The sequence below is a fragment of the Rhodococcus sp. NPDC057135 genome (assembly GCF_042670865.1).
Taxonomy (GTDB): domain Bacteria; phylum Actinomycetota; class Actinomycetes; order Mycobacteriales; family Mycobacteriaceae; genus Rhodococcus_F.
This window is the reverse complement of sequence record NZ_JBHUUU010000004.1, coordinates 187942-211831: the sequence shown is the minus strand read 5'-3', so window position 1 is coordinate 211831 and position 23890 is coordinate 187942. Positions and strand designations below refer to the sequence as shown.

22 protein-coding genes are annotated in these 23890 nt (G+C 62.2%); 18 read left to right on the top strand and 4 right to left on the bottom strand.

All coding sequences use genetic code 11. The annotated features are described in order from the left end of the window. Window positions 1-104 precede the first annotated feature (104 nt). Window positions 105-1706: a PucR family transcriptional regulator gene (locus ACFT1A_RS09130; RefSeq protein WP_378446702.1), complete on the bottom strand. Its 1602-nt coding sequence runs from the start codon at window positions 1704-1706 to the stop codon at window positions 105-107. Between the two features lie 49 nt (window positions 1707-1755). Beyond that, on the bottom strand, window positions 1756-2670 hold the full coding sequence (locus tag ACFT1A_RS09125; protein WP_378446701.1) for an SDR family NAD(P)-dependent oxidoreductase: 915 nt from the start codon (window positions 2668-2670) through the stop codon (window positions 1756-1758). Between the two features lie 130 nt (window positions 2671-2800). On the opposite strand from ACFT1A_RS09125, the gene ACFT1A_RS09120 reads away from it, so the two are divergent. Together ACFT1A_RS09120 and ACFT1A_RS09115 are read left to right on the top strand one after the other, a co-directional pair. Then, window positions 2801-3397 (top strand): TetR/AcrR family transcriptional regulator, encoded by a 597-nt coding sequence (locus ACFT1A_RS09120; protein WP_378446963.1) that lies wholly within the window; start codon window positions 2801-2803, stop codon window positions 3395-3397. Between the two features lie 302 nt (window positions 3398-3699). Beyond that, complete coding sequence (locus tag ACFT1A_RS09115) at window positions 3700-4851, top strand: magnesium and cobalt transport protein CorA (protein ID WP_007731382.1); 1152 nt, start codon at window positions 3700-3702, stop codon at window positions 4849-4851. Window positions 4852-4939: 88 nt separating this feature from the next. Here the strand turns inward: ACFT1A_RS09115 and ACFT1A_RS09110 are convergent, their stop codons facing one another. Beyond that, window positions 4940-5557: a hypothetical protein gene (locus ACFT1A_RS09110; RefSeq protein ID WP_378446700.1), complete on the bottom strand. Its 618-nt coding sequence runs from the start codon at window positions 5555-5557 to the stop codon at window positions 4940-4942. 109 nt (window positions 5558-5666) lie between these two features. Between ACFT1A_RS09110 and ACFT1A_RS09105 the strand changes: the two genes are divergently transcribed. The 13 genes from ACFT1A_RS09105 to ACFT1A_RS09045 all read left to right on the top strand — a co-directional run bounded on the left by ACFT1A_RS09105 (window position 5667) and on the right by ACFT1A_RS09045 (window position 18458). Continuing rightward, the gene (locus ACFT1A_RS09105; protein WP_378446699.1) at window positions 5667-6713 is read left to right on the top strand and encodes an ATP-dependent DNA ligase; all 1047 of its coding nucleotides are present in this window, start codon (window positions 5667-5669) and stop codon (window positions 6711-6713) included. Further along, the gene (ligD, locus tag ACFT1A_RS09100) at window positions 6713-7753 is read left to right on the top strand and encodes a non-homologous end-joining DNA ligase (RefSeq protein WP_378446698.1); all 1041 of its coding nucleotides are present in this window, start codon (window positions 6713-6715) and stop codon (window positions 7751-7753) included. The genes ACFT1A_RS09105 and ligD overlap by 1 nt, the downstream gene beginning before the upstream one ends. Window positions 7754-7831: 78 nt before the next feature. After that, a complete protein-coding gene (locus ACFT1A_RS09095) occupies window positions 7832-8347 on the top strand; it encodes a DUF6764 family protein (RefSeq protein ID WP_378446697.1) in 516 nt (171 codons plus the stop codon). A gap of 108 nt (window positions 8348-8455) precedes the next feature. Further along, window positions 8456-9667, top strand: coding sequence for a serine hydrolase domain-containing protein (locus tag ACFT1A_RS09090; RefSeq protein ID WP_378446696.1), 1212 nt, complete (start codon window positions 8456-8458; stop codon window positions 9665-9667). 15 nt (window positions 9668-9682) lie between these two features. Then, window positions 9683-9901: a dodecin gene (locus ACFT1A_RS09085; protein ID WP_003939815.1), complete on the top strand. Its 219-nt coding sequence runs from the start codon at window positions 9683-9685 to the stop codon at window positions 9899-9901. A 10-nt stretch (window positions 9902-9911) separates the two neighbouring features. Then, window positions 9912-10793, top strand: coding sequence for a hypothetical protein (locus ACFT1A_RS09080; RefSeq protein WP_378446695.1), 882 nt, complete (start codon window positions 9912-9914; stop codon window positions 10791-10793). 81 nt (window positions 10794-10874) lie between these two features. Then, the gene (locus ACFT1A_RS09075; RefSeq protein ID WP_378446694.1) at window positions 10875-12557 is read left to right on the top strand and encodes an FAD-dependent oxidoreductase; all 1683 of its coding nucleotides are present in this window, start codon (window positions 10875-10877) and stop codon (window positions 12555-12557) included. Between the two features lie 216 nt (window positions 12558-12773). Continuing rightward, on the top strand, window positions 12774-13697 hold the full coding sequence (locus ACFT1A_RS09070; protein ID WP_378446693.1) for an Ig-like domain-containing protein: 924 nt from the start codon (window positions 12774-12776) through the stop codon (window positions 13695-13697). 74 nt (window positions 13698-13771) lie between these two features. Further along, window positions 13772-14746, top strand: a complete 975-nt coding sequence (locus ACFT1A_RS09065) for a carbohydrate ABC transporter permease (RefSeq protein WP_378446692.1) — start codon at window positions 13772-13774, stop codon at window positions 14744-14746. Next, window positions 14743-15645 (top strand): carbohydrate ABC transporter permease, encoded by a 903-nt coding sequence (locus ACFT1A_RS09060; RefSeq protein WP_378446691.1) that lies wholly within the window; start codon window positions 14743-14745, stop codon window positions 15643-15645. Before ACFT1A_RS09065 ends, ACFT1A_RS09060 begins: the two co-directional genes overlap by 4 nt. A gap of 37 nt (window positions 15646-15682) precedes the next feature. After that, window positions 15683-17014 (top strand): ABC transporter substrate-binding protein, encoded by a 1332-nt coding sequence (locus ACFT1A_RS09055; protein WP_230815425.1) that lies wholly within the window; start codon window positions 15683-15685, stop codon window positions 17012-17014. Window positions 17015-17029: 15 nt separating this feature from the next. After that, window positions 17030-18115 (top strand): ABC transporter ATP-binding protein, encoded by a 1086-nt coding sequence (locus tag ACFT1A_RS09050; protein ID WP_378446690.1) that lies wholly within the window; start codon window positions 17030-17032, stop codon window positions 18113-18115. Window positions 18116-18131: 16 nt separating this feature from the next. Continuing rightward, on the top strand, window positions 18132-18458 hold the full coding sequence (locus ACFT1A_RS09045) for a YnfA family protein (protein WP_029256194.1): 327 nt from the start codon (window positions 18132-18134) through the stop codon (window positions 18456-18458). 68 nt (window positions 18459-18526) lie between these two features. Here ACFT1A_RS09045 and ACFT1A_RS09040 read toward each other — a convergent pair whose 3' ends face one another. After that, window positions 18527-20485 carry a M13 family metallopeptidase gene (locus ACFT1A_RS09040; RefSeq protein WP_378446689.1) on the bottom strand — a complete coding sequence of 653 codons (1959 nt, stop codon included), beginning with the start codon at window positions 20483-20485 and terminating at the stop codon, window positions 18527-18529. A gap of 113 nt (window positions 20486-20598) precedes the next feature. Between ACFT1A_RS09040 and ACFT1A_RS09035 the strand changes: the two genes are divergently transcribed. Genes ACFT1A_RS09035 through ACFT1A_RS09025 form a run of 3 tightly spaced genes read left to right on the top strand, consistent with a single transcriptional unit; the run spans window position 20599 to window position 23877 of the window. Next, on the top strand, window positions 20599-21048 hold the full coding sequence (locus tag ACFT1A_RS09035; protein WP_095968571.1) for a helix-turn-helix transcriptional regulator: 450 nt from the start codon (window positions 20599-20601) through the stop codon (window positions 21046-21048). A 5-nt stretch (window positions 21049-21053) separates the two neighbouring features. Then, complete coding sequence (locus ACFT1A_RS09030; protein WP_209909792.1) at window positions 21054-21464, top strand: VOC family protein; 411 nt, start codon at window positions 21054-21056, stop codon at window positions 21462-21464. A 52-nt stretch (window positions 21465-21516) separates the two neighbouring features. Further along, entirely contained in the window at window positions 21517-23877 is a 2361-nt protein-coding gene (locus tag ACFT1A_RS09025; protein ID WP_378446688.1) for an ATP-binding cassette domain-containing protein, read from the top strand. Window positions 23878-23890 lie beyond the last annotated feature (13 nt).

The following is a 23890-nucleotide window of genomic DNA, read 5'->3' as shown; positions in this document are numbered from 1 at the left end:
GTCTCTCGAGTGGGGAGCAAAAGACGATTGCATGAATCTTCACCCAACGAAAGAAGGAGAGCATCGTCCGAATTTACGAAGGTTCCGTGAGATTTGGTAGATCGCTACGACGCCGTCGAATAGAAGAGACGAATCTGAAGCATCAGGCTGAATCGGGTCTCGGGGTCGTCGAGATCGATGCCGGCGATTCCGGCGAGCTTCTTGAGGCGGTACCGGAATGTGTTGACGTGGATGTGAACCAAGGACGCAGCCGCCGGAATGTCACCGAACGTGTCGAGCCAGGCGCGGAGAGTGTCGACGAGGTTGATGTCGTGCGTGCGGTCGTATTCACGTAGCACGGCGAGTGGACCCGACGCGGTCTCGTTCTCGTCCGCCAGGGCGTCGGAGAGGCGCAGAAGCAGGGAATTGATCTGCACGTCGTCGGCACGCGCGACGGTCCGGCCCGAGGAATTCCACGTCGACCTCAGAACGCGAAGCGCTCGGTCGGCTTCGTCGCGTGACTTCTCCAGCGTCATCACGTCGGCCACCGTCGCGCCGATTCCGATGACCACCGACTTCTCCGAACGGGAACGGTCTGCGAACTCCGACGCGATCCGGCGCACGTAGTCGTCGTCGGTCTGATGCCGGGTGTGCGGGATGACGGCGTAGACGGTACCGCCGATCGCTGCCGCCACCGACAGCGGAAATACCTGGTGGAGATAGGTATTGAGTGTCAGGGCCAGTTGATCGACGTCGGCTTCGGCCTCCAACGACGCGCCGGCGCCGCCACGGAAGCCGGCCGCCAGCACGGTTGCCTTCGAACGACCGTAGCCCAGTCGCTCGGCCGCTTCCTTGGCCGAAGTACCGCCACTGAGTAGTGTGATCACCTCACCCAGCCTCAGCCGGCGTGCCGAATCCGCGGCCAGCTTGGCGCGAAGCAAACTCATGGCGGCCACGCCCGCAGCCTCGACGAGCGTTTTGACTTGCAATTCGTTCGGCTCCTCGTCCAAGATCACCCAGATCGAACCGAGGATTTGAGATGCCGCATGTATTCGCATGCCGACTCGGGGCCTGATGCCCGGCCCGATACCCGGTAGAAAGACCGGAAGGGCTGAGCCGTAGATCTTGTTGAAGTACCCCATGGACCTGAGTCGGTCGGAATAGTGCTGCGGCACTTGATGTCCGAGGACGCTCTGCTTGCGTGCCTCGTCGCCGAAGGCTTGATCCGCCGAGAACGCGAGGATCCGGCTCGACTGGTTCTCGATGGTGACGGGGCCGTCCATCACCTGAGCGATCGAGTTGGCGAGATCGAACAGGTCGGCGTCGGCGGCCGTCGTGCGGTCCCCGTTGTTGCCGGATTCGAGGATCTCGTTGATCAACGACGCACTTTGGAGCCAGCTCGCATCCTTGACCATTCCGAGGAGCGCGACGTCGGTGTCGGCTACCGCCTGCTCGACGAGTCCGTCGAAGTCCAGGGGTTCCTTGACGATCAGTGCTACCGCGCCTGCCGAGCCGTATTCTCTTACCGCCGTTGCGATATCGGCCGAGCCGGCGAGACCTGCACCGAGCACGACGGCGCCCGCACTGTCCTGCGTAGCTTCGGACCCTTCATGCAGGGTCACGCGGCTGACAGTGCGGGCGCCGTCGACGGTGTCGCCACCGCTGAGGAACGTCATTCCCAGTCTGTCGACGATGTCGACGATCGATACTCCCGTGGGTGTGGTCACCACCACACCTTAGGGGGAGCATGGTCGATCAGTTGGCTGGTTGGCCTGCTCAGTTGGTCGGCTGCTCCGCTACAGCCTTCTCGACGAACCGGCGGGTCTGATCGAATGCCGCGGGTACCTGAACGGAATTCGTCATGTCGCTGATCTCGGCCCACCGCTCGGCAACGACCTCGGGGGAGAGTGCGCTTTCGGGGATGTACACGCCCTGCGACTCCTCCATGCGAGCGATCGCGAAGACGCCGGCGCCCGCGCTGAGGATGGTCTTGGTTGGCGCATCGTCGGAGACCATGAACAGTGCGCCGGGTGAAATCGATTCGGGTGCAAGCAGAGCGAGAGTCTTCTCGTCGAGGAGGTCTTCGGTCATGCGGGTCGCGGCGGTCGGGGCCAGCGAGTTGACCCGGATGCCCTTGCGTTCACCCTCGATGGACAGAACGTTCATCAGGCCGACGACGCCGGACTTGGCGGCGCCGTAGTTTGCCTGGCCGAAGTTGCCGTAAATTCCCGATGCAGACGTAGTCATGAGGATGCGTCCGTAGTTCTGTTCGACCATGTGCGGCCAGACCGCCTTGGAACAGATGACGGAACCCATCAGATGCACGTCGATGACTTTGCGGAAGTCGTCGAGCTCGGCCTTGACGAAGGACTTGTCACGCAGAATCCCCGCGTTGTTGATCAAGATGTCCACGCGGCCCCATTTGGCGACTGCCGTCGCAACCATGGCGGCAACGGCGTCGGCATCGGTGATGTCGCAGTGGTCCGCGATGGCTTCGCCGCCCAGCTCGACGATTTCTGCCACGACCTTGGCTGCTGCGGTATCGGCGCCGCCACTGCCGTTGACCGAGCCACCCATGTCATTGACGACGACGCGGGCACCGCGTGCCGCGAGGGCCAATGCGTGTGAACGGCCGAGTCCGCCGCCTGCGCCCGTGATGATCGCTACCTTGCCGGAAAAATCCAACGACATTGGAAAACCTCTCTGATCTGGGATACTACTCAGTATTACTATGCGAAAGTACGGAATCAGTCAAGGTCCGACCGTTGAGCGAGGAGGAATCGAAGTCGTGAGTAGTCAGACGAGTAGTGATGTGCCGGACGTGCGATCCGCGATCATCGCCAGCGCCGCTGACGCCTTCGCCGAAGACGGTTACGCGGCCACGACTGTAGATTTACTGGCCGATCGGATCGGTGCCACCAAAGGTCTTGTCTACTATCACTTTCGCTCGAAGTTCGACATTTACCTGGCAATCTACGAGCGCGGGATGAGCATGCTTCGCGCCGAGGTCCAGGCTCGGATGGACGGAGCAGACAGCGGCCTCACGCGTCTCGAAGCGATGTCGCACGCCCACCTGGTCAACCTCATGACACATCTCGGGTATCACCACACGATCCACCAGGGGGTCCGGGGCCAGATGAACTCGGCGCTCAAACCGAGGCAACAGCAAGCCCTGGTGGAACTGAATTCGCTGCGGCTCGACTACGAGAATCTGTTCGTCGACGTGATGACCGAAGGTGTCGCGGATGGTTCCATTCGTGCGGGCTCACCTCGAATGGCGGCAAAAGTACTCCTCAGCAGTCTCAACGGCATCGACCTCTGGTACCGAAGGCGTGAAGGGCAGACGTTGGCGGAGACGGAGTCGTTGGCGGACCAGATCGTCGAACTCTTGGTCGGCGGATTGCGCGCCTCGAGCTGACTGAAAGCTGCATTCACCGTGCGGATTTCCTTCGGCCAGTTCGGGCTGTCCTGCGGCTTGTCGTTCGGTTTGTCGTGCCCTGGCAGTCGGGGTAGCATGTTGGCGTCGTGCGCGGACTTGCGCAGGAATTCAGGGAAGAGGAGGTGTGGCTGTAATGCGTGGCCAACCTCCGAGTACCAACTGAAGCTGTAGCCGTCCGGGTTGATCCGGTATTTTGCTGCAGCTTCATCGTGTGTTCATCGGCTTCGGCTTTGCTGTGAAGCAAGCGTCGTCGTTCACTCTTCCCTTGAAAGCTGTTCAGCATGCGCGAATTTCGTCGTTCACGGTCGGTACTGCCACGTCGTTCTGCGGGTCTCGGTGACTCGCATCCCGGGCACTCGCGTGCCGCGCGCACCGTCGTCAAGGCCGCCCCGCCCGAGGCAGTGGCGCCCGTCGAATCGACCGTCGTCAACAGTGGCGTGTACCGCGACGGCGAGCGGATAGCGTCACCGTCCACGCTGGCGGAAGCGCTGTCCTGTCTTCCAGATTCGCAGTCGATGGCATGGATCGGCATGTACCGCCCCGACGACGCCCAGTTGTATGCCGCTGCACAGCATTTCGACCTCCACGAACTGGCGGTCGAGGATGCGATCGTCGCGCACCAGCGCCCCAAGCTCGAGCGCTACGGCAAGACGCTTTTCGTGGTCCTGCGGGCAGCGCGGTACCGCGACGAGACCGAGCGGGTCGAATTCGGTGAACTGCACATCTTCTGTGGTCCGAACTTCATTCTGACGGTCCGGCACAGTGAATCGCCGGATCTGTCGGCGGTGCGGACTCGTATGGAGAACGATCCCGACCTCTTGCGATTGGGTACCGAAGCCGTTCTCTACGCCATTCTCGACGCAGTCGTCGACGGGTACGCGCCGGTTGTCGCCGGCCTGCAGAACGACATCGACGAGATCGAAACCGAAGTGTTCAGTGGCGATCCCGGAGTATCGCGTCGCATCTACGAACTGACCCGTGAGGTGATCGAATTCCAGCGGGCCACTCGTCCGCTGCTGGGAATGCTGCGTGGGTTGTCGGCAGGATTCGACAAGTACCACACGGACGAAGAACTCCAGCGTTACCTCCGCGACGTCACCGACCATGCGACGACGGTGGTGGAGCGGGCCGACGGATTTCGTCAGTTGCTCGGAAACATCCTCACGGTGAACGCAACTCTGGTGTCGCAGAACCAGAACGAGGAGATGCGCAATCTGACGCAGGCAAGCTACGCGCAGAACGAGGAGATCAAGAAGGTCTCGGCGTGGGCGGCAATTCTCTTCGCGCCGACGCTCATCGGAACCGTGTACGGGATGAACTTCGACGACATGCCGGAACTGCACTGGCACTTGGGCTATCCGTTTGCGCTCTCGATGATGTTCCTGACCTGTGGAAGTCTCTACACGATCTTCAAGCGTCGAGGCTGGCTGTAGAAAGCACTCGTTGCAGAAAGCGCTGTGCGCCTTGTCAACCGAGTTCGGTTGGCAAGGCGCACAGGTGTTTTCGGGAAAGGCGCTCGAATCAGAGCGTGGCGACGCAGACCGTGAACTTACGTTCCGGGTGCTCGAATCCCGAGTCTGCCCCCGAACCGCATTCGTCGATCGACGTGGAGTTCTGCAGAATTTCGACGACCTCGACGACATTGGTGCCGCTGGTGTCCGAGCATTCGATGCGGGCAGGCTCGTCCATGCCGCTGCCGAGATCCATGCATCCGCCCACTACCCAGTCGACGTCGAGACAGACAGCGCCCTGCTCGTCACCCGCGAGAGTCTCGTAGTAGTACGAGTCGACATCGGAGGCGCACTGATCAGAGGTGGGAACCTTGGCGACCACCTTGTAGTTGGAATCCTTGCTACCGCAGTCCGCATTGTCGATTTCCGCGGCCGTCGTGGTACCGCCGAGCTTGACGCAATCACCGATCGACACGTCGATGTCGACGTCGCCGCCGTCGTCCGAACCTTCCTGGCCGGTGATCTTCGAGGTGGTCGGGGACGCTGAGGTAGTTGTCGAATCGGCAACCGAGGACGATGATTCCGCGATGGCTTTCGGCTCGATGTCGGAACCGCAACCGACGGTGAAGGCGGCAATTGCAGAAGTTGCGATCACCGCAGTGCAAAGTCGCCGGACGATTCCGGACATAAGGACCCCTTTGTTGATTCTTGGATAATTCTGATGGTTCGTAGATTGTTCGGGACCTATTCCAATACATCGGTAGTCGAATTGCCAACCGGACTGTCAGTATGGGTAGGTGGACCTACCCCTGATGCCGCCGCTTGCCCCGATGCTCGCGAAGGCCGCGGCCACCGTGCCGTCTCAGCCCGAGTCCGGTGATCCGACGTGGTCGTACGAGCCGAAATGGGACGGATTTCGAGCAATCGTCTTTCGCGACGGTGATGAAGTGGTGCTCGGGTCGCGGGGAGGAAAAGACTTGGCGCGTTACTTTCCCGAAGCAGTTGAAGCTGTCAAAGCTGAATTGCCCGAGAAATGCGTCGTGGACGGCGAACTGGTGGTTCCCCGTGAAATCGACGGTGTGACGCGCCTGAGTTGGGAAGCATTGTCCGAACGTATTCATCCAGCCGCGAGCCGCGTTGCATTGTTGTCGGAACAAACGCCCGCACAGTTTGTCGGGTTCGATTTACTTGCGCTCGGGGATAGAGACGTCTCGATCGAGGATTTCGGTGTGCGGCGTGCGCTGCTCCTCGATTCCGTCGGCGGCGGACCGAGTTGCCACGTGACAGCAGCGACGGCGGACAGTGCCGAAGCAATGGCCTGGTTCGAAACCTTCGAAGGCGCGGGTCTCGACGGGGTTGTCGCCAAGAAGCTGGCGGGGCCGTACCTGCCGAACAAGCGCGAGATGATCAAGGTGAAACACGCCAGGACCGCGGATGTCGTACTGCTGGGCTACCGTCCCCACAAGAGCCAGCCAGGTATCGGGTCGATGCTTCTGGGTCTGTTCGACGGTTCGGAATTGAAGATGGTCGGTGGCGCTTCGGCTTTCACCGCGGCGAGGCGAATCGAGTTGCTGGCAGAGCTCGAGCCTCTGCGGCTCGGGGACGACGTTGTGGCCGAAGGCGAGGCCAGTCGGTGGAGATCTGCCGCAGACCGCTCGTGGATTCCGCTTCGTCCGGAGCGGGTGCTGGAAGTGGCATACGACCAGATGGAAGGGGAACGCTTTCGGCACGCTGCACGATTCCTGCGCTGGCGTCCGGACAGGGTGCCCGACGAATGCACATTCGATCAGTTGGAGGTTCCGGTGCGATACGACTTCGCGGATGTACTTGCAGGTGGTAAGTGATGGCGAGTCCGGCAGAGGAATTGGACGTCGACGGGATCGCGGTCCGGTTGTCGAGCCCGGACAAGATCTACTATCCGCAGCTGGGTGAGGACGGCGGAACCAAGCGACATCTTGTCGAGTACTACCGCACGGTGGCGCTGCAGGGCGCAGCGCTGCGAGCGCTCCAAGATCGCCCCACACATCTTCAGCGGTTCCCCGACGGCATCGAGGGCGAAGAGGTCTACCAGAAGCGGCTGCCGGCAAAGCGGCCCGAGCACGTCGAATCCTGCGAGGTCACGTTTCCGTCGGGTCGCAAGGCCGATGTCCTTCGAGTGCGCAGTGCCGCGAACATCGTGTGGGCTGCAAATCTCGGGACCGTCACGTTTCATCCGTGGGCCGTGCGGTGCCCGGACACCGATCACCCGGACGAACTCCGCATCGATCTCGATCCGCAACCGGGGACCGGATTCGACGAGGCCGTTGCCATCGCGGATGAAGTTCTTCGCCCACTGCTCGACGAGCTGGGATTGGAGGGATTCCCCAAGACGTCCGGTGGCCGAGGCCTTCACGTCTACATCCCGCTCGAAGCGCGCTGGGATTTCGTCGAGGTCCGTCACGCGGGTATCGCCCTCGCTCGTGAGGTCGAGCGTCGCAGTGCCGATCGAGCCACCACGGCGTGGTGGAAGGAAGAGCGCGGGGAGCGAATCTTCATCGACTTCAATCAGAATGCCCGCGACCGGACCATCGCGGCGGCGTACTCCGCCCGTAAGACACCGATCGCGACAGTGTCGACCCCGGTGACGTGGAACGAACTGCGCGACGTGCATCCCGACGACTGCACCATCGCCACGGTTCCCGGCCTGCTCGCAGATCGCGGAGATCCGATGGAAGCGATGCACGACAAGGCCTTTGCCCTCGACGTTCTGCTGGAGATGTGGGAGAAGGATCTTGCGGCAGGACTGGGCGATCTGCCGTACCCGCCGAACTATCCCAAAATGCCCGGTGAACCCAAACGTGTTCAACCGAGCAAGGACCGCGATCGGAAGAACAAAGACGGGTAGCGTCAGAGGCGGACATATCGGGTAATTCGATTAGACGTCGAATGTACGGTCACGTCGAATGCACTGTGGGGGTTGGATATGGATCGCCGGAAAACGCGAGCAGTAGGTATAGCGGCGGGTGGCATGATTCTTGCCGCCTTCGGATTGTCACTCGGTAGCGGAACGGCCTCAGCTGCGACGTTGGATTGTTCGGCGCGCGGCCAAGATCAGACGATCGTCGAGGGGGCGTCCGCGTGCCGAGCGGTGGCAGATCCCTCCAGCTACGCGATTTCACACGTGGAGGGCGACGGCGTCGGCGTCGCGGATTCGCGAGACGGTGGCCGGTCGGCGGGCGTGGGACTCTTCGGCGGAGTCGCGGCGGCGGAGTCGCGCGGTGGTCTACTTGCCGCCGTTGCGTACGGTCCGGGTTCGCTGGCACTCGGCCGCACCGACTCCTCGCCTTTTGCCGTGGTGCTCAGCGGGCCCGGCGGCAGAGCGGCGGTGGGTGACGCGGACGTCGGGGCGATCTGCTCGGGAGGCCCCACCCTTGTTTTCAACATCGCCACAGGTCAGGGATGTTTCAGCGACGGCACTTCGACGTGGGTCACCCCGTGAGGGCACCCCGGCCCTGAGCCTCTTGCGTGACAGTGGTCACAATGGTGTCAAGCTCCTGTCACCGATCGGGTGACCGGGCAACTTGATCAGTGGGGATCGGAGGACGCGATGACTCCCAATGCACGACGGGGTTCGCTCGCCCGGGTGGAGGTGCCTTCGCGCACCGAGCTGTACGTGGACCGGCGATTCCTTCCTCTGGCAGACCGCTTCTTCGCGATGTACCGCCAACCACAACAAGGTGGCGGCGCGCTCGTCGTGTACCTGGGCGGCGAGAAAGTGCTCGATATCTGGGCCGGCAATGCCGATCGCGATCGGCGCTGGGACCACGACACGGTGTCGCTGTCGTTCTCGACCGGCAAAGGCGTCGCCAGCACTGTCGTTCATCGGCTCGCCGAACGAGGACTCATCGACTACGACGCTCCGGTTGCTCAGTACTGGCCCGAATTCGCGGCGGCAGGCAAGGACAAGATCACCGTCCGTGAATTGATGTCGCATCGAGCGGGCCTTCACCGAGTGCGTGGGCTCATGCCGCATCCCCTCGACCTGATGGACTACGACGCGGTCGTGGCTGCCTTGGCTGCCGAGAAGCCGGACCCTCGTCGACTCCGAGGCCCCGGCTATCACGCTGTGACCTATGGCTGGTTGGTGGCCGAACTTGTCGCCAGGGTGTCCGGTCAGTCGTTCATCGACGTAGTGCAGGCCGAAATCGCGAAGCCCCTCGGAGTCGACGAATTCTGGTACCGCGTACCCGAAACCGAGCGTCCACGTATCGCGAAGCTGTTCCCACATATCAATCCTGCGGGCCTGAACTGGGCCTTCGCTTCGACCGTGCTCTCACACGTCGGCCCGACTCGCGGACTTGCGGAGGCCGCGATGCCGGACGGTTTCGACGTCATGGTGCGCAACCCCGCTGTCCACGACGCCGTGATGCCGGGCTGGAACGGAGTGTTCAGCGCACGTGCTCTCGCGAAGATGTACGGCGCCATCGCGAACGGCGGCGTGATCGACGGGAAGCGGTTCCTGAAGGAATCGACCATCGACCAGATGTCGACGATTCAGACTCGCGATCGTGACTACGTCCTTGCGGTGCGGCCCAACTGGACTCTCGGTTACCACCCGCCGATCATCGCCGCGCGTCGGCAGCCGCGTAATGCGATCGGCCACTACGGAGTCGGCGGTTCGGGCGCGTACGCGGACCTGTCCAGCGGACTCTCACTCGGTTTCACCACCAACAGGTTGGGTAGTGCTGTGACAGCTCTCGGTGATCTTCGCCTTGCGAGGCTCGGTGCCGAGGCGCAGGAGTTGGTTCGTCGAATCTGACACGAAGGGAATGCCATGAGCAGCAACGTGTACCGGGTGACCGAGATCGTCGGCTCGTCCACCGAGAGCAGTGACGCGGCAATTCGCACCGCCATCGCCCGGGCGAACGAGACGGTGCGCAACCTCGAGTGGTTCGAAGTGGTGGAAACCCGCGGGCACATCGAGAACGGCGCCGTAGCGCACTTCCAGGTCACGTTGAAGGTCGGCTTCCGGCTCGACGGCGACGAATCTTGAGCCGTCCTTGATGAGTGTCGATCTCACGGCGGCCGTCGGGTTCATGGCAGGACACGCCAGGACGCTCGATCGGCATCGACTGAATCTGATTCTCGGACAGGGTGACCGGACCGCGGCATTGGCGGCTGTGGACAGCTATCGCAACCCGGACGGTGGGTACGGCTGGGGACTCGAACCTGATCTCCGCTCGGCAACCAGCCAACCTGGCGGAGCGCTGCATGCCTTCGAAGCTTTTGCCGACATCGGAACGCCGACGCGCAGAGCCGTCGAACTGTGCGATTGGTTGCAGGCGAATTCGCTGGCCGGCGGCGGTTTGCCGTTCGCCTTCCCGATCGCCGACCCGGCCGGTTGTGCGCCCTTCTGGGTGAGCGCGGATCCGACTGCGCCGTCGTTGCAGATCACCAGCATCGTGTGTGCTGCAGCGGCCAGCGTCGCCGAATTCGACGAGGCTGTCGCCGAACATCCGTGGTTCGTCTCTGCCGTTCGATATTGCCTCGACTCGATCGACGGGGCGGAGTCTCTGCATGCCCTCGAGTTGGCCTTTGCGTTGCAGTTTCTCGACGCGGTTCACCGGAGCAGTCCCGAAGCGTCGTCATTGGTGACCGCTCTTGGTTCGCGGATACCAGCTGACGGCTTGGTTCACGTGGACGGCGGAGCGGAGGGCGAATTCATGCGGCCACTCGATTTCTCACCACTTCCAGGTGGTCCGACCCGCACGTTGTTCGATGCATCGGTGATCGACTCCGAACTGTCCGCGCTCGCTGCGCGACAACGTGATGACGGCGGATGGGCGGTGGATTTCGACAGCTACTCGCCCGCCGCTGCATTGGAATGGCGAGGTCACGCCACCGTGCAGGCGGTGTGGCTGCTGAAGCGCAATGGCGTGATCTGAAAACGATTCTCGCGCCAAATTGGAACACGTTATAGTCTGGGAACCAGTTCGAGCTTCGTGTTTCAGGGATAGGGGAATGTCATGGCGTATGTGATCACGCAGCCGTGCTGCAACGACGCCTCGTGTGTTGACGTGTGTCCGGTCAATTGCATTCATCCGACACCGGACGAAGCTCCGTTCGCGACCACCGAAATGCTCTACATCGACCCGGACACCTGCATCGATTGTGGTGCGTGTGTGGACGAATGCCCTGTTGAGGCAATTTTTCCGGACAACGAACTCGACGAGGACGACGCGCCGTATCTGCAGATGAACGCGTCGTACTTCGAGAAGCATCCGATGGGCCCGGATTGGCCCGAGCCGATCACGATGGCCAAGATCGACCCCGAGCTGGGAACGTTGAAAGTAGCGATCGTCGGCTCCGGCCCCGCCGCCTGCTACGCGGCGATGGAACTGACCGGAAAGCCCCGTGTCGAGGTCGACATGTTCGATCGACTTCCCACTCCCTACGGATTGGTGCGTGCCGGTGTGGCTCCGGATCATCCCGGAACCAAAGGCGTCACCGACCAGTTCCGTGCCGTGGTCGCGAAGAAGACCGTGCGCTGCCACTTCAACGTCGAGGTGGGCGCGCACATCTCGCACTCCGAACTCTTGGACCATCACCATGCGGTGATCTACGCGGTGGGTGCTGCGGGGGACCGCAAGCTCGAGATCCCGGGTGAGGATCTGCCGGGAAGTAACGCGGCCACGGAGTTCGTCGCCTGGTACAACGGCCACCCGGGATATGCCGACCGAACTTTCGACCTCTCCGGAGAGCGAGCGGTGATCGTCGGAAACGGCAACGTCGCACTCGACGTCGCGCGAATCCTGGTGACCGACCCTGACAAGCTTGCGAAGACGGACCTCGCCGAGCATGCATTGGACGCGCTGCGCAACAGCAAGATTCGTGAGGTCGTCATTCTCGGACGGCGCGGGCCGGCTCAGGCCGCGTACACCAACCCCGAACTGTTGGCACTCGGACAGATGGCGGACGTGGACGTCGTGGTCGACCCGGTCGAGGCCGAACTCGACGAGGCCAGCCAGGCATTCGTGGACAGTGATGCTGCCGAGCCGTCCGTGTTGCTCAAGGTCAAGCAGGCGCAAGAATTTGCTTCACGTACTGCAGATCCGTCTCGCAAGAGGATTGTTCTGCGGTTCCTCACCTCTCCCGTCGAGATCCTCGGTGACGACGCGGTCTCTCAGGTGCGCATCGTGAAAAACGAGTTGGTTGCAACGCCGACCGGTCAGCTCTCCGCCCGACCCACCGAAACCGAGGAGACGATCGACACGTCGCTGGTGCTTCGATCCGTGGGATACCGCGGTACGCCGATGGCCGACTTGCCTTTCGACGACGCTCGCGGCGTGATCCCCAACGAGAACGGCCGAGTGATCGACACCGAGACCGGCACACCGATCCCGGGTGTCTACGTCGCGGGTTGGATCAAGCGCGGACCGACGGGCGTGATCGGCACGAACAAGTACTGCTCCGCGGAGACCGTTTCGATGATCTTCGACGACTTCGCAGGTGGACGCCTCGCCAATCCCACCGAGGATGCCGACAAGTTGCAGGTTCTGCTGGCAGACAGGTCGCCGGATCAGGTGGACTATCAAGGTTGGCAGCGTATCGACAAGGCAGAACGTGCATCCGGTGCCGCGGCCGGACGGCCGCGAACCAAACTCATCTCCATCGAATCCATGTTGGCGGCTGCCCGCAGCGAGGGATAGCAACGGTTGGGCGAACATCCGAATTGCTCGATTGCCGCATTTGTGTGTTAATGACTATGGAAATGTGCGGTTTGCTCTCTTCGGCGTGCTCGGGTGTGTAGGTGTGCGCCCGGCGGGTGCGTCCGAATGGTGCATCGGCATCGGTACCAGGCGGGTATCGATGCCGGCCGCGCACGATCCACGTGAGTACGTGGTCAGTCGAGCGAAGGTAGTGACATGGGCAGCAAACAGGGTCGTCGGACGTCGCGGGTTGCCGTGGCAATCGTCGGAGCGGTGGCTGCCGGCCTCGCTCTCGCCGGACCTTCCGCGGCTGTTCCTCTCTTTCCCGGTGGACCCGACATTCCGTTGCCCGTGATCCCCGGCGTTCCGTACCTCGACCCGGCAATTCCGGTTCCGGGCATCCCCGGTACGCCGATTCAGGCGCCCATCGGTGCCCCCAACTTCTCCGCGCCGTCGCTCAACCCGTCCGCGGGCGAGACCGTCGGCATCGCGCAGCCGATCATCATTCGTTTCAACGAGGCCGTCGATGACCGTGCGACGGCCGAACGCGCTATTCGCGTGACCACCAATCCACCGGTCGAGGGCAACTTCTACTGGATCAACAACAGTCAGGTCCGTTGGAAGCCGGCACAGTTCTGGCCGGCGAACATCTCCGTGACCGTCGACGCCGGCGATTCGCACTCCACATTCAACATCGGTGACGCACTCGTCACCGTCGCGGACGACAACACCAAGCAGGTCACCGTCACCCGCAACGGCGAGGTGGTGCGCACCATGCCGACGTCGTTCGGCAAGCCGGGACACGAAACACCGAACGGCACGTACATCGTCGGCGAGCAGTTGCGTGACATGTACATGGATTCGTCCACGTACGGCGTTCCGATCGATTCTCCGGAGGGCTACCGCACCTACGTCGAGTACGCGACACGAATCTCCTACAGCGGCATCTTCGTCCATGCCGCTCCGTGGTCGGTTGCGCAACAAGGTTTCACCAACGTCAGCCACGGCTGCCTCAATGTCAGCACCGAGAATGCCAAGTGGTTCTTCGAGAACGCAGGCAAGGGCGACCCGGTGATCGTGCAGAACACCGCAGGTGGAGTCCTCAGCGGCGCCGACGGATTGGGTGACTGGAACCGTTAGACCTCGTCGACGAAGGCCCTGCGCGAGAAGTATTCGCGCAGGGCCTTTTTCGTGTCGCGTTCAGCTCGAGTGTCTTGTACGTTCACCATTCATTCTTTGCGGGCGGTCAGACTGCCTCAGTGAGATCGAGTCCGGAAAGAACGCTGCCCACTTCAGGCAAGCCAGGTCTGTGGGGCAGACCATGGCGTGACTATGCGCTCTTTGCGCTCTTGGTAGGTCCCAATCTCGCGTTGCTGATCTTGTTCACCTATCGTCCGTTGGTCGACAACATCCGACTTTCGTTCTTCGACTGGAACATTGCGGACCCGAAGGCGACGTTCATCGGTCTGAGTAACTACCGCGAGTGGTTCGGACGAAGCGACACCTGGCAGATCGTCACCAACACAGTGGTATTCACGTTGGTCACCGTCGTGGGTTCGATGGTCATCGGCTTGGCGTTGGCCATGCTGCTCGATCGCAAACTCGTCGGACGAAACCTGGTCCGATCGGCAATCTTCGCTCCCTTTGTGATCTCCGGTGCAGCGATCGGTGTGGCGTTTCAGTTCGTCTTCGACCCCAACTTCGGATTGATCCAGGATCTCCTGCACCGTGTCGGACTCCAATCGCCCGACTTCTATCAGGATCCCCACTGGGCACTGTTCATGGTGACCGTGACGTACATGTGGAAGAATCTCGGGTACACGTTTGTCATCTATCTCGCTGCGCTGCAGGGAGTTCGGCAAGAGCTGAATGAAGCCGCCGAAATCGACGGCGCCAAGCCGTGGACAAAGTTCCGCCGCGTGCTCCTGCCTCAGTTGCGTCCGACGACGTTCTTTCTCTCCATCACCGTCATGCTCAACTCGCTCCAGGTCTTCGACATCATCAATGTCATGACCCGAGGTGGCCCGCTGGGGACGGGGACGACCACCATGGTCTACCAGGTGTACAACGAGACGTTCCGAAACTTCCGGGCGGGCTACGGCGCGACGGTTGCAACCATCATGTTCTTGATCCTGCTGATCATCACCGTCTACCAGGTTCGTGCCATGGATCGGGGAGAAGAGAAATGACAGCCGTAGAGGAAAAGAAAAGCGCTGCTCCGACTTCCGTCGTCCGGCCAGGCCCGGACCGCAGGAACGTGGATAAGCGTGAGGTCGGCGTCAAGATCCTCGGCTACACGGCAATGGTGATCGCCTTGGTCATCATCGTCCTGCCGATGTACTGGATCGTGATGACTTCGTTCAAGGAACGACCGGAGATCTACACCCAGCCGGCAACGTGGTGGCCGTCGTCGTTGCATCCCGAAAACTATTCCGAAGCAACAACATCGGTCCCGTTCTGGATGTTTCTGCGGAACTCGATAGTGATCACGACGATTCTGTCCGCGGCGAAGTTCGTTCTGGGGACTCTCAGTGCCTACGGATTGGTGTTCCTGCGCTTCCCGGGGAAAAACTTCGTCTTTCTCGGCATCATCGCAGCGTTGATGGTTCCGAACCAGATCACCGTGATCTCGAACTACGCGCTCGTGGCAGAATGGGGATGGCGTAACACGTTCCAGGGCATCATAGTTCCGCTCGCGGGTGTAGCCTTCGGTACGTTCCTCATGCGCAACCATTTCCTCTCGATCCCTTCGGAGATCATCGAGGCGGCGCGGATGGACGGCGCCGGCCACTGGCGACTGCTCTGGCGCGTGGTGCTTCCCGTGTCGGGGCCGACGATGGTGGCGTTCGGCATCATCACGGTGGTGAACGAATGGAACGAGTACCTGTGGCCGTTCCTCATGTCCGACGATTCCTCGGTAGCGCCGCTGCCGATCGGATTGACCCAACTGCAGAACAACGACGGACTCACCAACTGGGGTCCGGTCATGGCAGGAACGGTGCTGACGATGCTACCGATCCTGGTGATTTTCCTTCTGCTGCAACGACACATGATCAAGGGCCTCACCTCCGGTGCGGTCAAGGGCTGACAGCTTTCCCGTCACATTTCTTTTTCGAGGAGCAGTAATGGCAAACATGAACAGGCGCGGATTCTTGAGCCTTGGCGGCGCAATCGCCGCCGGCGCCGCACTGACCGCGTGCGCGGGTTCGGGCGGGTCGAGCGCTGATGCTGCGGGAACATCCGGTGCTGCAGGTGATTCCAACACCATCACCTTCTGGTCGAACCACCCGGGTAAGTCCACCGACGTGGAGAAGGAACTGATCAACCGCTTCCAGGCCAAGTACCCGGACCTGAAGGTCAACTTGGTGGACGGTGGCAAGAACTACGAAGAGGTGGCACAGAAGTTCAACGCTGCACTCTCCGGCGGAGATGTTCCCGATGTGGTTGTGCTGTCGGATGTCTGGTGGTTCAACTACGCACTGGCGGGCGCTATCGAGCCGCTCGACGGACTCTTCTCCGAGGTGGGCGTCGACTCGGCCGACTACGTCGATTCGCTGCTCGCCGACTACCTTTTCCAGGGTAAGCACTACGCGCTTCCCTACGCCCGGTCGACGCCGTTGTTCTACTACAACAAGGCGGTCTGGTCGCAGGCCGGCCTTCCCGACCGTGGGCCCGCGACGTGGCAGGAGTTCGACGAGTGGGGACCCGAGTTGCAGAAGGTCGTGGGTAACGGCAAGTTGGCACACGGCTGGGGCAACGCGAAGGATTACCTCGGGTGGACCTACGAAGGCCCCATCTGGACGTTCGGCGGATCGTACTCCGACCAGTGGAATCTGCAGCTCGACAACGAGAAGACCATCGCTGCGGGGCAATTCCTCTCCAGCATGATTCACGACAAGAAGTACGCCGCGGTCTCCACCGACATCGCCAACGAATTCGGTACCGGCATTCTGGCGTCGACCATTGCGTCGACGGGTGATCTGTCCGGCATCAAGAAGACCGCGAACTTCGACTTCGGCACCGCTTTCCTCCCCGCGGTGGATGGAACTCCCGGTTGCCCCACCGGCGGCGCCGGGCTTGCCATCCCGTCGAAGATCTCCGATCAGCGTAAGAAGAACGCGCTCAAGTTCATCGACTTCATCACCAATGGTGAGAACACGGCGTACTTCTCGCAGAACGTCGGCTACATGCCGGTCCGCAAGTCGGCAACGTCGGAGCCGAGCATGAAGGCGTTCCTCGACGCGAACCCCAACTCCCGAACCGCAGTGGATCAGCTTGCGCGCACGCGCTCGCAGGACTACGCACGCGTGTTCGTGCCGGGTGGAGATCAGATCATCGGTACCGGACTCGAGCAGATCGCTCTCCAGAAGGCCGACGTCGCATCGACATTCGCCGGTGTCGCGACCCAGCTGCAGCAGATCATCGACCGGCAGATCACCCCCAAGCTGCCGAAGTAGTAGGAGAGAACACTCATGGCCAACGTGCAATTCGCGGGAGTAACGCACCGCTACGAAGGAACCGATCGACCGGCAGTCGACCGTCTCGACCTCGACATCGCCGACGGTGAGTTCCTGGTACTCGTAGGACCTTCCGGTTGCGGTAAGTCCACCAGCCTGCGAATGCTCGCCGGTCTCGAATCCGCGTCGGACGGCCGGATCGAGATCGGCGGCACGGACGTCACGCACCTCGCTCCGCGAGCACGTGACGTCGCCATGGTGTTTCAGAGTTACGCGCTGTACCCGAACATGACCGTCGAACAGAACATGGGCTTCGCGCTCCAGAATGCCGGAGTGGGAAAGACGGAGCGCCGGGAGCGGGTACTCGAGGCCGCGCGGATGCTCGAACTCGAACCCTTGCTCGGACGGAAACCGGCAAAGCTCTCCGGCGGGCAACGTCAGCGAGTTGCCATGGGTAGAGCCATCGTTCGCCATCCCAAGGTGTTCTGCATGGACGAACCACTCAGTAATCTGGACGCCAAACTGCGCGTCAGTACGCGGTCACAGATCGCCGCCCTGCAACGTCGGCTCGGCACCACAACGGTCTACGTCACCCACGATCAGGTGGAAGCGATGACGATGGGAGACCGGGTGGCGGTCATGCTGGACGGTCGCTTGCAGCAGGTGGCGAAGCCGCGCGAACTCTACGACAACCCCGTCAACACTTTTGTGGCCGCCTTCATCGGGTCGCCGGGCATGAACTTGATCGAAGCGCCGGTCGAGGGCACCGTCGCAGTGGTCGGTGATCTACGGATACCGCTGCCCACCGGGGCATCCGAGCGGGAACGGGTCGTCGTGGGAGTTCGCCCGGAGTCGTGGGATCTGGTGGGAGCGTGGCGAAAGGGCTCGCTGGCCGTGGATGCCGATCTGCTCGAAGAGTTGGGCGCCGAATCGTTCGTGTACGCGAAGGGGTCGCCGGATTGCCAGTGGCAGAGCCGATCCGGACGGATTGTCATTCGCGTCGACCGGAAGATGTCCGTGACACCAGGGGAGTCGCTTCACCTGCTGCCCAAAGCAGGTGAGGTGTACTTCTTCTCCGCGGAGACCGGGGTCCGTCTGTAGCGATACTGTGTGCGGCATGACCGTCGCGCGTTCGCTGTTGTTGTTCGTTCTCGCCGCGCTGCTCGAAATCGGGGGCGCGTGGTTGGTGTGGCAGGGAATTCGCGAGCACAAGGGTTGGATCTGGGTAGGGCTGGGTGTCATCTCGCTCGGCCTCTACGGCCTGGTCGCGACCATGCAACCTGATGCCAACTTCGGCCGTATCCTCGCCGCGTACGGCGGCATCTTCGTTGCGGGGTCGCTGCTCTGGGCGGTGGTGATGGACGGATTTCGCCCGGATCGCTTCGACATCGTCGGTGCGCTGATCTGTCTGGTCGGTGTCGGGGTGATCATGTACGCCCGGTAAGGCCTTCGGCCCCGTGCGCGCTCGAGGAGTCCAGAGGGTCCTTAAGCGCGCACAGGGGCTTGCCCCACTTACCAGATCTTCACACGCTTCTCCGGCTCCAAGTACAGTGCGTCACCGGGCTTGACGTCGAACTCCTCGTGGAACGTGTCGAGGTTGCGGACGACGCCGTTGCACCGGAACTCCGGCGGCGAGTGCGGGTCGACGGCCAGGCGGCGAAGCGCTTCGGCCTCCCGAGCCTTCGTGCGCCACACCTGCGCCCAACCGAAGAACACGCGCTGCAAGCCGGTGAGTCCGTCGATGACCGGCGGTTCGGTACCTTCGGTTGCGATCTTGTACGCCGCGATCGCGATCGACAGTCCGCCGAGGTCGCCGATGTTCTCGCCGATCGTGAACTCGCCGTTGACGTGGTGGCCTGGCAGTTCCTTCGGCTCGAATTCGTTGTACTGCTCGATGAGAGCCTTTGTGCGCTTGCCGAATTCGCTGCGATCCTCGTCGGTCCACCAGTCGACCATGTTGCCGTCGCCGTCGTACTTCGCGCCCTGATCGTCGAAGCCGTGACCGATCTCGTGTCCGATGACTGCGCCGATGCCGCCGTAGTTGGCAGCGTCGTCCGCTGCCGCGTCGAAGAACGGCGGCTGGAGAATGGCTGCGGGGAACACGATTTCGTTCATGCCCGGGTTGTAGTAGGCGTTGACGGTCTGCGGCGTCATGAACCACTCGTCACGGTCGACGGGGCCGCCCAGCTTGGCCAGGTCACGGTCGTACTCGGCGGCGTATCCACGACGGTAGTTGCCCACCAGGTCGGTAGCCGAGATCTCGAGACCGGCGTAGTCCCGCCACTTGTCGGGGTAACCGATCTTCGGAGTGAACTTCTCGAGCTTGGCCAATGCGGCCTCACGCGTCTGCGGGCTCATCCACTCGAGGTCGGAGATGTTGCGGCGGTACGCCTCCTGCAGGTTTGCGACCAGTTCCAGCATCCGGGTCTTGGCCTCTGCGGGGAAGTGCCGATCGACGTAGAGCTTGCCGACGGCCTCTCCGAGCAGATCCTGAACCAGGCTGACCCCGCGCTTCCAGCGCTCACGGTTTTCTTCGGTCCCGGACAGCGTGGTGCCGTAGAACGCAAAGGTTTCGTCGACCAGGGCCGAATGCAGGTAAGGGGAGCGGGCATGAAGCACCTTCCACGCCGCCCACGCCTTCCAGTCGTCGAGTGACTCCGACGCCCACAGAGCGGTGAAGGTGTGGAGGAAGTCCGGCTGACGGACGACGATCTCGGCGAACTTCTCCGAATCGGCGCCGAGACCCGACAACCACGCCGCCCAGTCCAACCCGGGGTTCTGCTCGGTCAGTTCCTCGAAGCCCACGAGGTTGTAGCTCAGATCTGCGTCACGACGCTTGACGACGTCCCAGTGCCCGGCCGCGATCTTCTTCTCGAGTTCGAACACACGCTGTGCGTCGTACCCGACGCCGGCGAGGGTGAACATCTTGTCGATGTGCGCGACGTACTTCTCGCGGATTTCCGCGTAATTGTCCTCGCGGTAGTACGACTCGTCGGGCAGGCTGATGCCCGACTGGCTGAAGTGAATCAGGTATCGCTCGGAGTTCTTGGCGTCGGTGTCGACGTAGTGAGAGATGGCGCCACCGACGCCGACGCGCTGGTGGCGTCCGATCACGGTGGCGAGAGACGAACGGTCCGGTGCGTCTGCGACGGCGTCGAGTTCGTCGTCGATGGGGTTCAGACCAGCGGCTTCCACGGAATCGGCGTCCATGAAGCTCGAGTACAGGTCGCCGATGCGCTGAGCATCGGTACCGGCGGCGGCGTTGGACTCCGCGGCTTCGGTGATGATGGTCTGTACGTCTTCTTCGGCCTTGTCGTAGAGCGTGCGGAACGCTCCGTCGACGGCGCGGTCTGCCGGAATCTCGTATTCGGCGAGCCATTTTCCGTTGACGTGGACGAACAGATCGTCCTGCGCCCGTGTGTCGCCGTCGAGGTGGGTGAGGTCGATGCCTGAGCGATGAGCCGTGGTCATTTCTCCATCCTTACACGATCATGACGAACTGCTCGGTGTGTGCATGATCGCTCCGAGCCCCAGTTCAACTATTGCGCTGGGCAACGTCGGTATGGCATGGCACGATCGATTACGTGACCAGCAGACCTGCCGCAGATCCGCACCTGCAGGACCTCGCGCGACTACGACGCGTTCGTGACCGTATCGACCGCGAGTACGCACGGCCTCTGGACGTGGAGGCGCTCGCGCGGGGAGTGAACATGTCTGCGGGGCATCTCAGTCGTCAATTCCGCCAGGCGTACGGCGAACCTCCGTACGCCTACTTGATGACCAGGCGAATCGAGCGAGCGATGGCCTTGCTGCGGCGCGGAGACCTCAGTGTCACGGACGTCTGCTTCGAGGTCGGTTGCAGCTCTCTCGGCACTTTCAGCAGTAAGTTCACCGAATTGGTGGGGGTTCCGCCCAGTGTCTATCGGCGCGAGGCCGAGCAGTCGACGGCCGGAATGCCGTCCTGTGTGTCGAAACAAGTCACCAGACCGATCAGGAATCGAGAAGCGCAGACCCCACAACCGCAATTAACGTGATCGCCATGGACATCACCATTCACTCGAGTTTCCTTCCGCAGGACGACCCTGATGCCGCCCTGAACTTCTATCGCGACACGCTCGGCTTCGAGGTTCGCAACGACGTCGGTTACGACGGGATGCGTTGGATCACCGTGGGGCCGCCCGGCCAGCCCGGCACCTCCATCGTGCTGCATCCGCCGGCCGTCGATCCCGGAATCACCGACGAGGAGCGCCGCACCATCATCGAGATGATGGCCAAGGGCACCTACGGCGGACTTCTCCTGGCCACCAAAGATCTGGACGACACGTTCGAGCGGCTTCAGGCCGGCGACATCGACGTCGTGCAGGAACCGACCGAGCAGCCCTACGGTGTTCGCGATTGCGCCGTCCGCGACCCAGCGGGAAACCTGATCCGTATTCAAGAACTGCGCTGAGACCGTCAACTGCGCTGAGACCGTCGGCGATCGACTGACAGATGGAGACACGATGACTGCCTTGCACACCGCAGACAGCCACGATTTGATCCGCGTGCAAGGCGCGCGGGTGAACAACCTCGAAGACATCAGTGTCGAGATCCCGAAGCGGAGGCTGACGGTCTTCACCGGCGTCTCCGGTTCGGGAAAGAGTTCGCTGGTGTTCAGTACGATCGCCGCGGAATCGCAGCGGATGATCAACGAGACGTACAGCGCTTTCGTTCAAGGATTCATGCCGACGCTCGCGCGGCCGGACGTCGACGTTCTCGACGGCCTGACCACCGCGATCATCGTCGATCAGCAGCGGATGGGCGTCGACCCTCGCTCGACCGTCGGAACCGCAACCGACGCCAACGCGATGCTCCGCATCCTGTTCAGCCGTCTCGGAAAGCCTCACATCGGTTCGCCCCAGGCGTTTTCGTTCAACGTCGCCTCCATCTCCGGTGCGGGCGCGGTCACCATGGAACGTGGTGGCCGCCAGACGAAAGAGCGTCGCAGCTTCAAGATCACCGGCGGTATGTGTCCGCGGTGTGAGGGACGAGGCGCGGTCAACGATTTCGATCTGACCGCACTGTACGACGACACGAAGTCGCTGAACGAGAGTGCGATCACGGTCCCCGGCTACAGCATGGAGGGTTGGTACGGCCGGATCTATCGAGGCTGCGGCTTCTTCGATCCCGACAAGCCGATCAAGAAGTACACGAAGAAAGAACTGAACGACCTTCTCTACAAAGAGCCGACCAAGATCAAGGTCGAAGGAATCAACCTGACGTACACGGGTCTGATTCCGCAGATTCAGAAGTCGTTCCTGGCCAAGGACGTCGACGCGATGCAGCCCCACATCCGGGCTTTCGTCGAGCGCGCGATCACCTTCACCACCTGCCCCGAATGCGACGGCACGCGACTGAGCGAGGGGGCGCGGTCGTCGAAGATCAAGGGCGTCAACATCGCCGACGCCTGCTCGATGCAGATCAGTGATCTCGCGGAATGGGTCAGCGGACTGAAGGAACCGTCGGTCGCGCCGTTGCTCACGACGCTCGGTGAAACGCTCGACTCGTTCGTGGAGATCGGACTCGGCTACCTCAGCCTCGATCGGCCGTCGGGAACCCTCTCCGGCGGTGAAGCTCAGCGCACCAAGATGATTCGTCACCTGGGTTCCTCGCTTACCGACATCACGTATGTATTCGACGAGCCCACCACCGGCCTGCATCCGCACGACATCGCGAGGATGAACGACCTACTGCTGCGTCTGCGGGACAAGGGCAACACGGTGCTCGTGGTCGAGCACAAGCCGGAGACGATCGTGATCGCCGACCACATCGTCGACCTCGGTCCGGGCGCGGGTAGCGCCGGCGGAAACGTCTGCTTCGAGGGCACCGTCGACGGTTTGCGTGCCAGCGACACCGTCACCGGCCGTCACTTCGACGACCGGGCCGCAATCAAGGAGACCGTGCGCGAGTCCACCGGGGCAATCGAGATTCGTGGAGCGAACTCACACAACCTGCAGGATGTCGACGTCGACGTACCGCTCGGCGTCCTGGTGGTGGTCACCGGTGTCGCCGGGTCGGGCAAGAGTTCGCTGATCCACGGCTCGCTCGCGAAACGCGAAGACGTGGTGTCGGTCGATCAGAGCGCGATCCGCGGCTCGCGTCGGAGCAACCCGGCGACGTACACCGGGCTTCTCGACCCGATCCGCAAGGCATTCGCGAAGGCCAACGGCGTGAAGCCGGCGCTGTTCAGTGCCAACTCCGAGGGCGCCTGCCCGACGTGCAACGGCAACGGTGTCATCTACAGCGACCTGGCGATGATGGCCGGCGTTGCCACTCTCTGCGAGGAGTGCGAGGGCAAGCGCTTCCAAGCCGAGGTACTCGAATACAAATTCGGTGGCAAGGACATCAACGAGGTTCTCACGATGTCGGTGGCCGAGGCCGAGGAGTTCTTCGGCGACGGTGAGGCCAAGACCCTCGCTGCGCACAAGATCCTTGTCCGACTGGTCGACGTGGGGCTCGGATACCTCACGATCGGCCAGCCGCTGACGACGCTGTCGGGCGGTGAGCGTCAGCGCATCAAGCTGGCAACGCACTTGGGCGAGAAGGGCGGCGTGTACGTCCTCGACGAGCCGACCACCGGACTGCACCTGGCCGACGTCGAGCAGTTGCTCGGCCTGCTCGATCGACTCGTCGATTCCGGCAAGTCGGTCATCGTCATCGAGCACCACCAAGCGGTGATGGCACACGCCGACTGGATCATCGACCTCGGCCCTGGTGCCGGTCACGACGGCGGTCGGATCGTCTTCGAGGGCACTCCCGAGGAACTGGTCGCCGACGGCTCCACCCTCACCGGAAAGCACCTCGCGGCATACGTCGGCGGCTGACCTGGCTCCTACC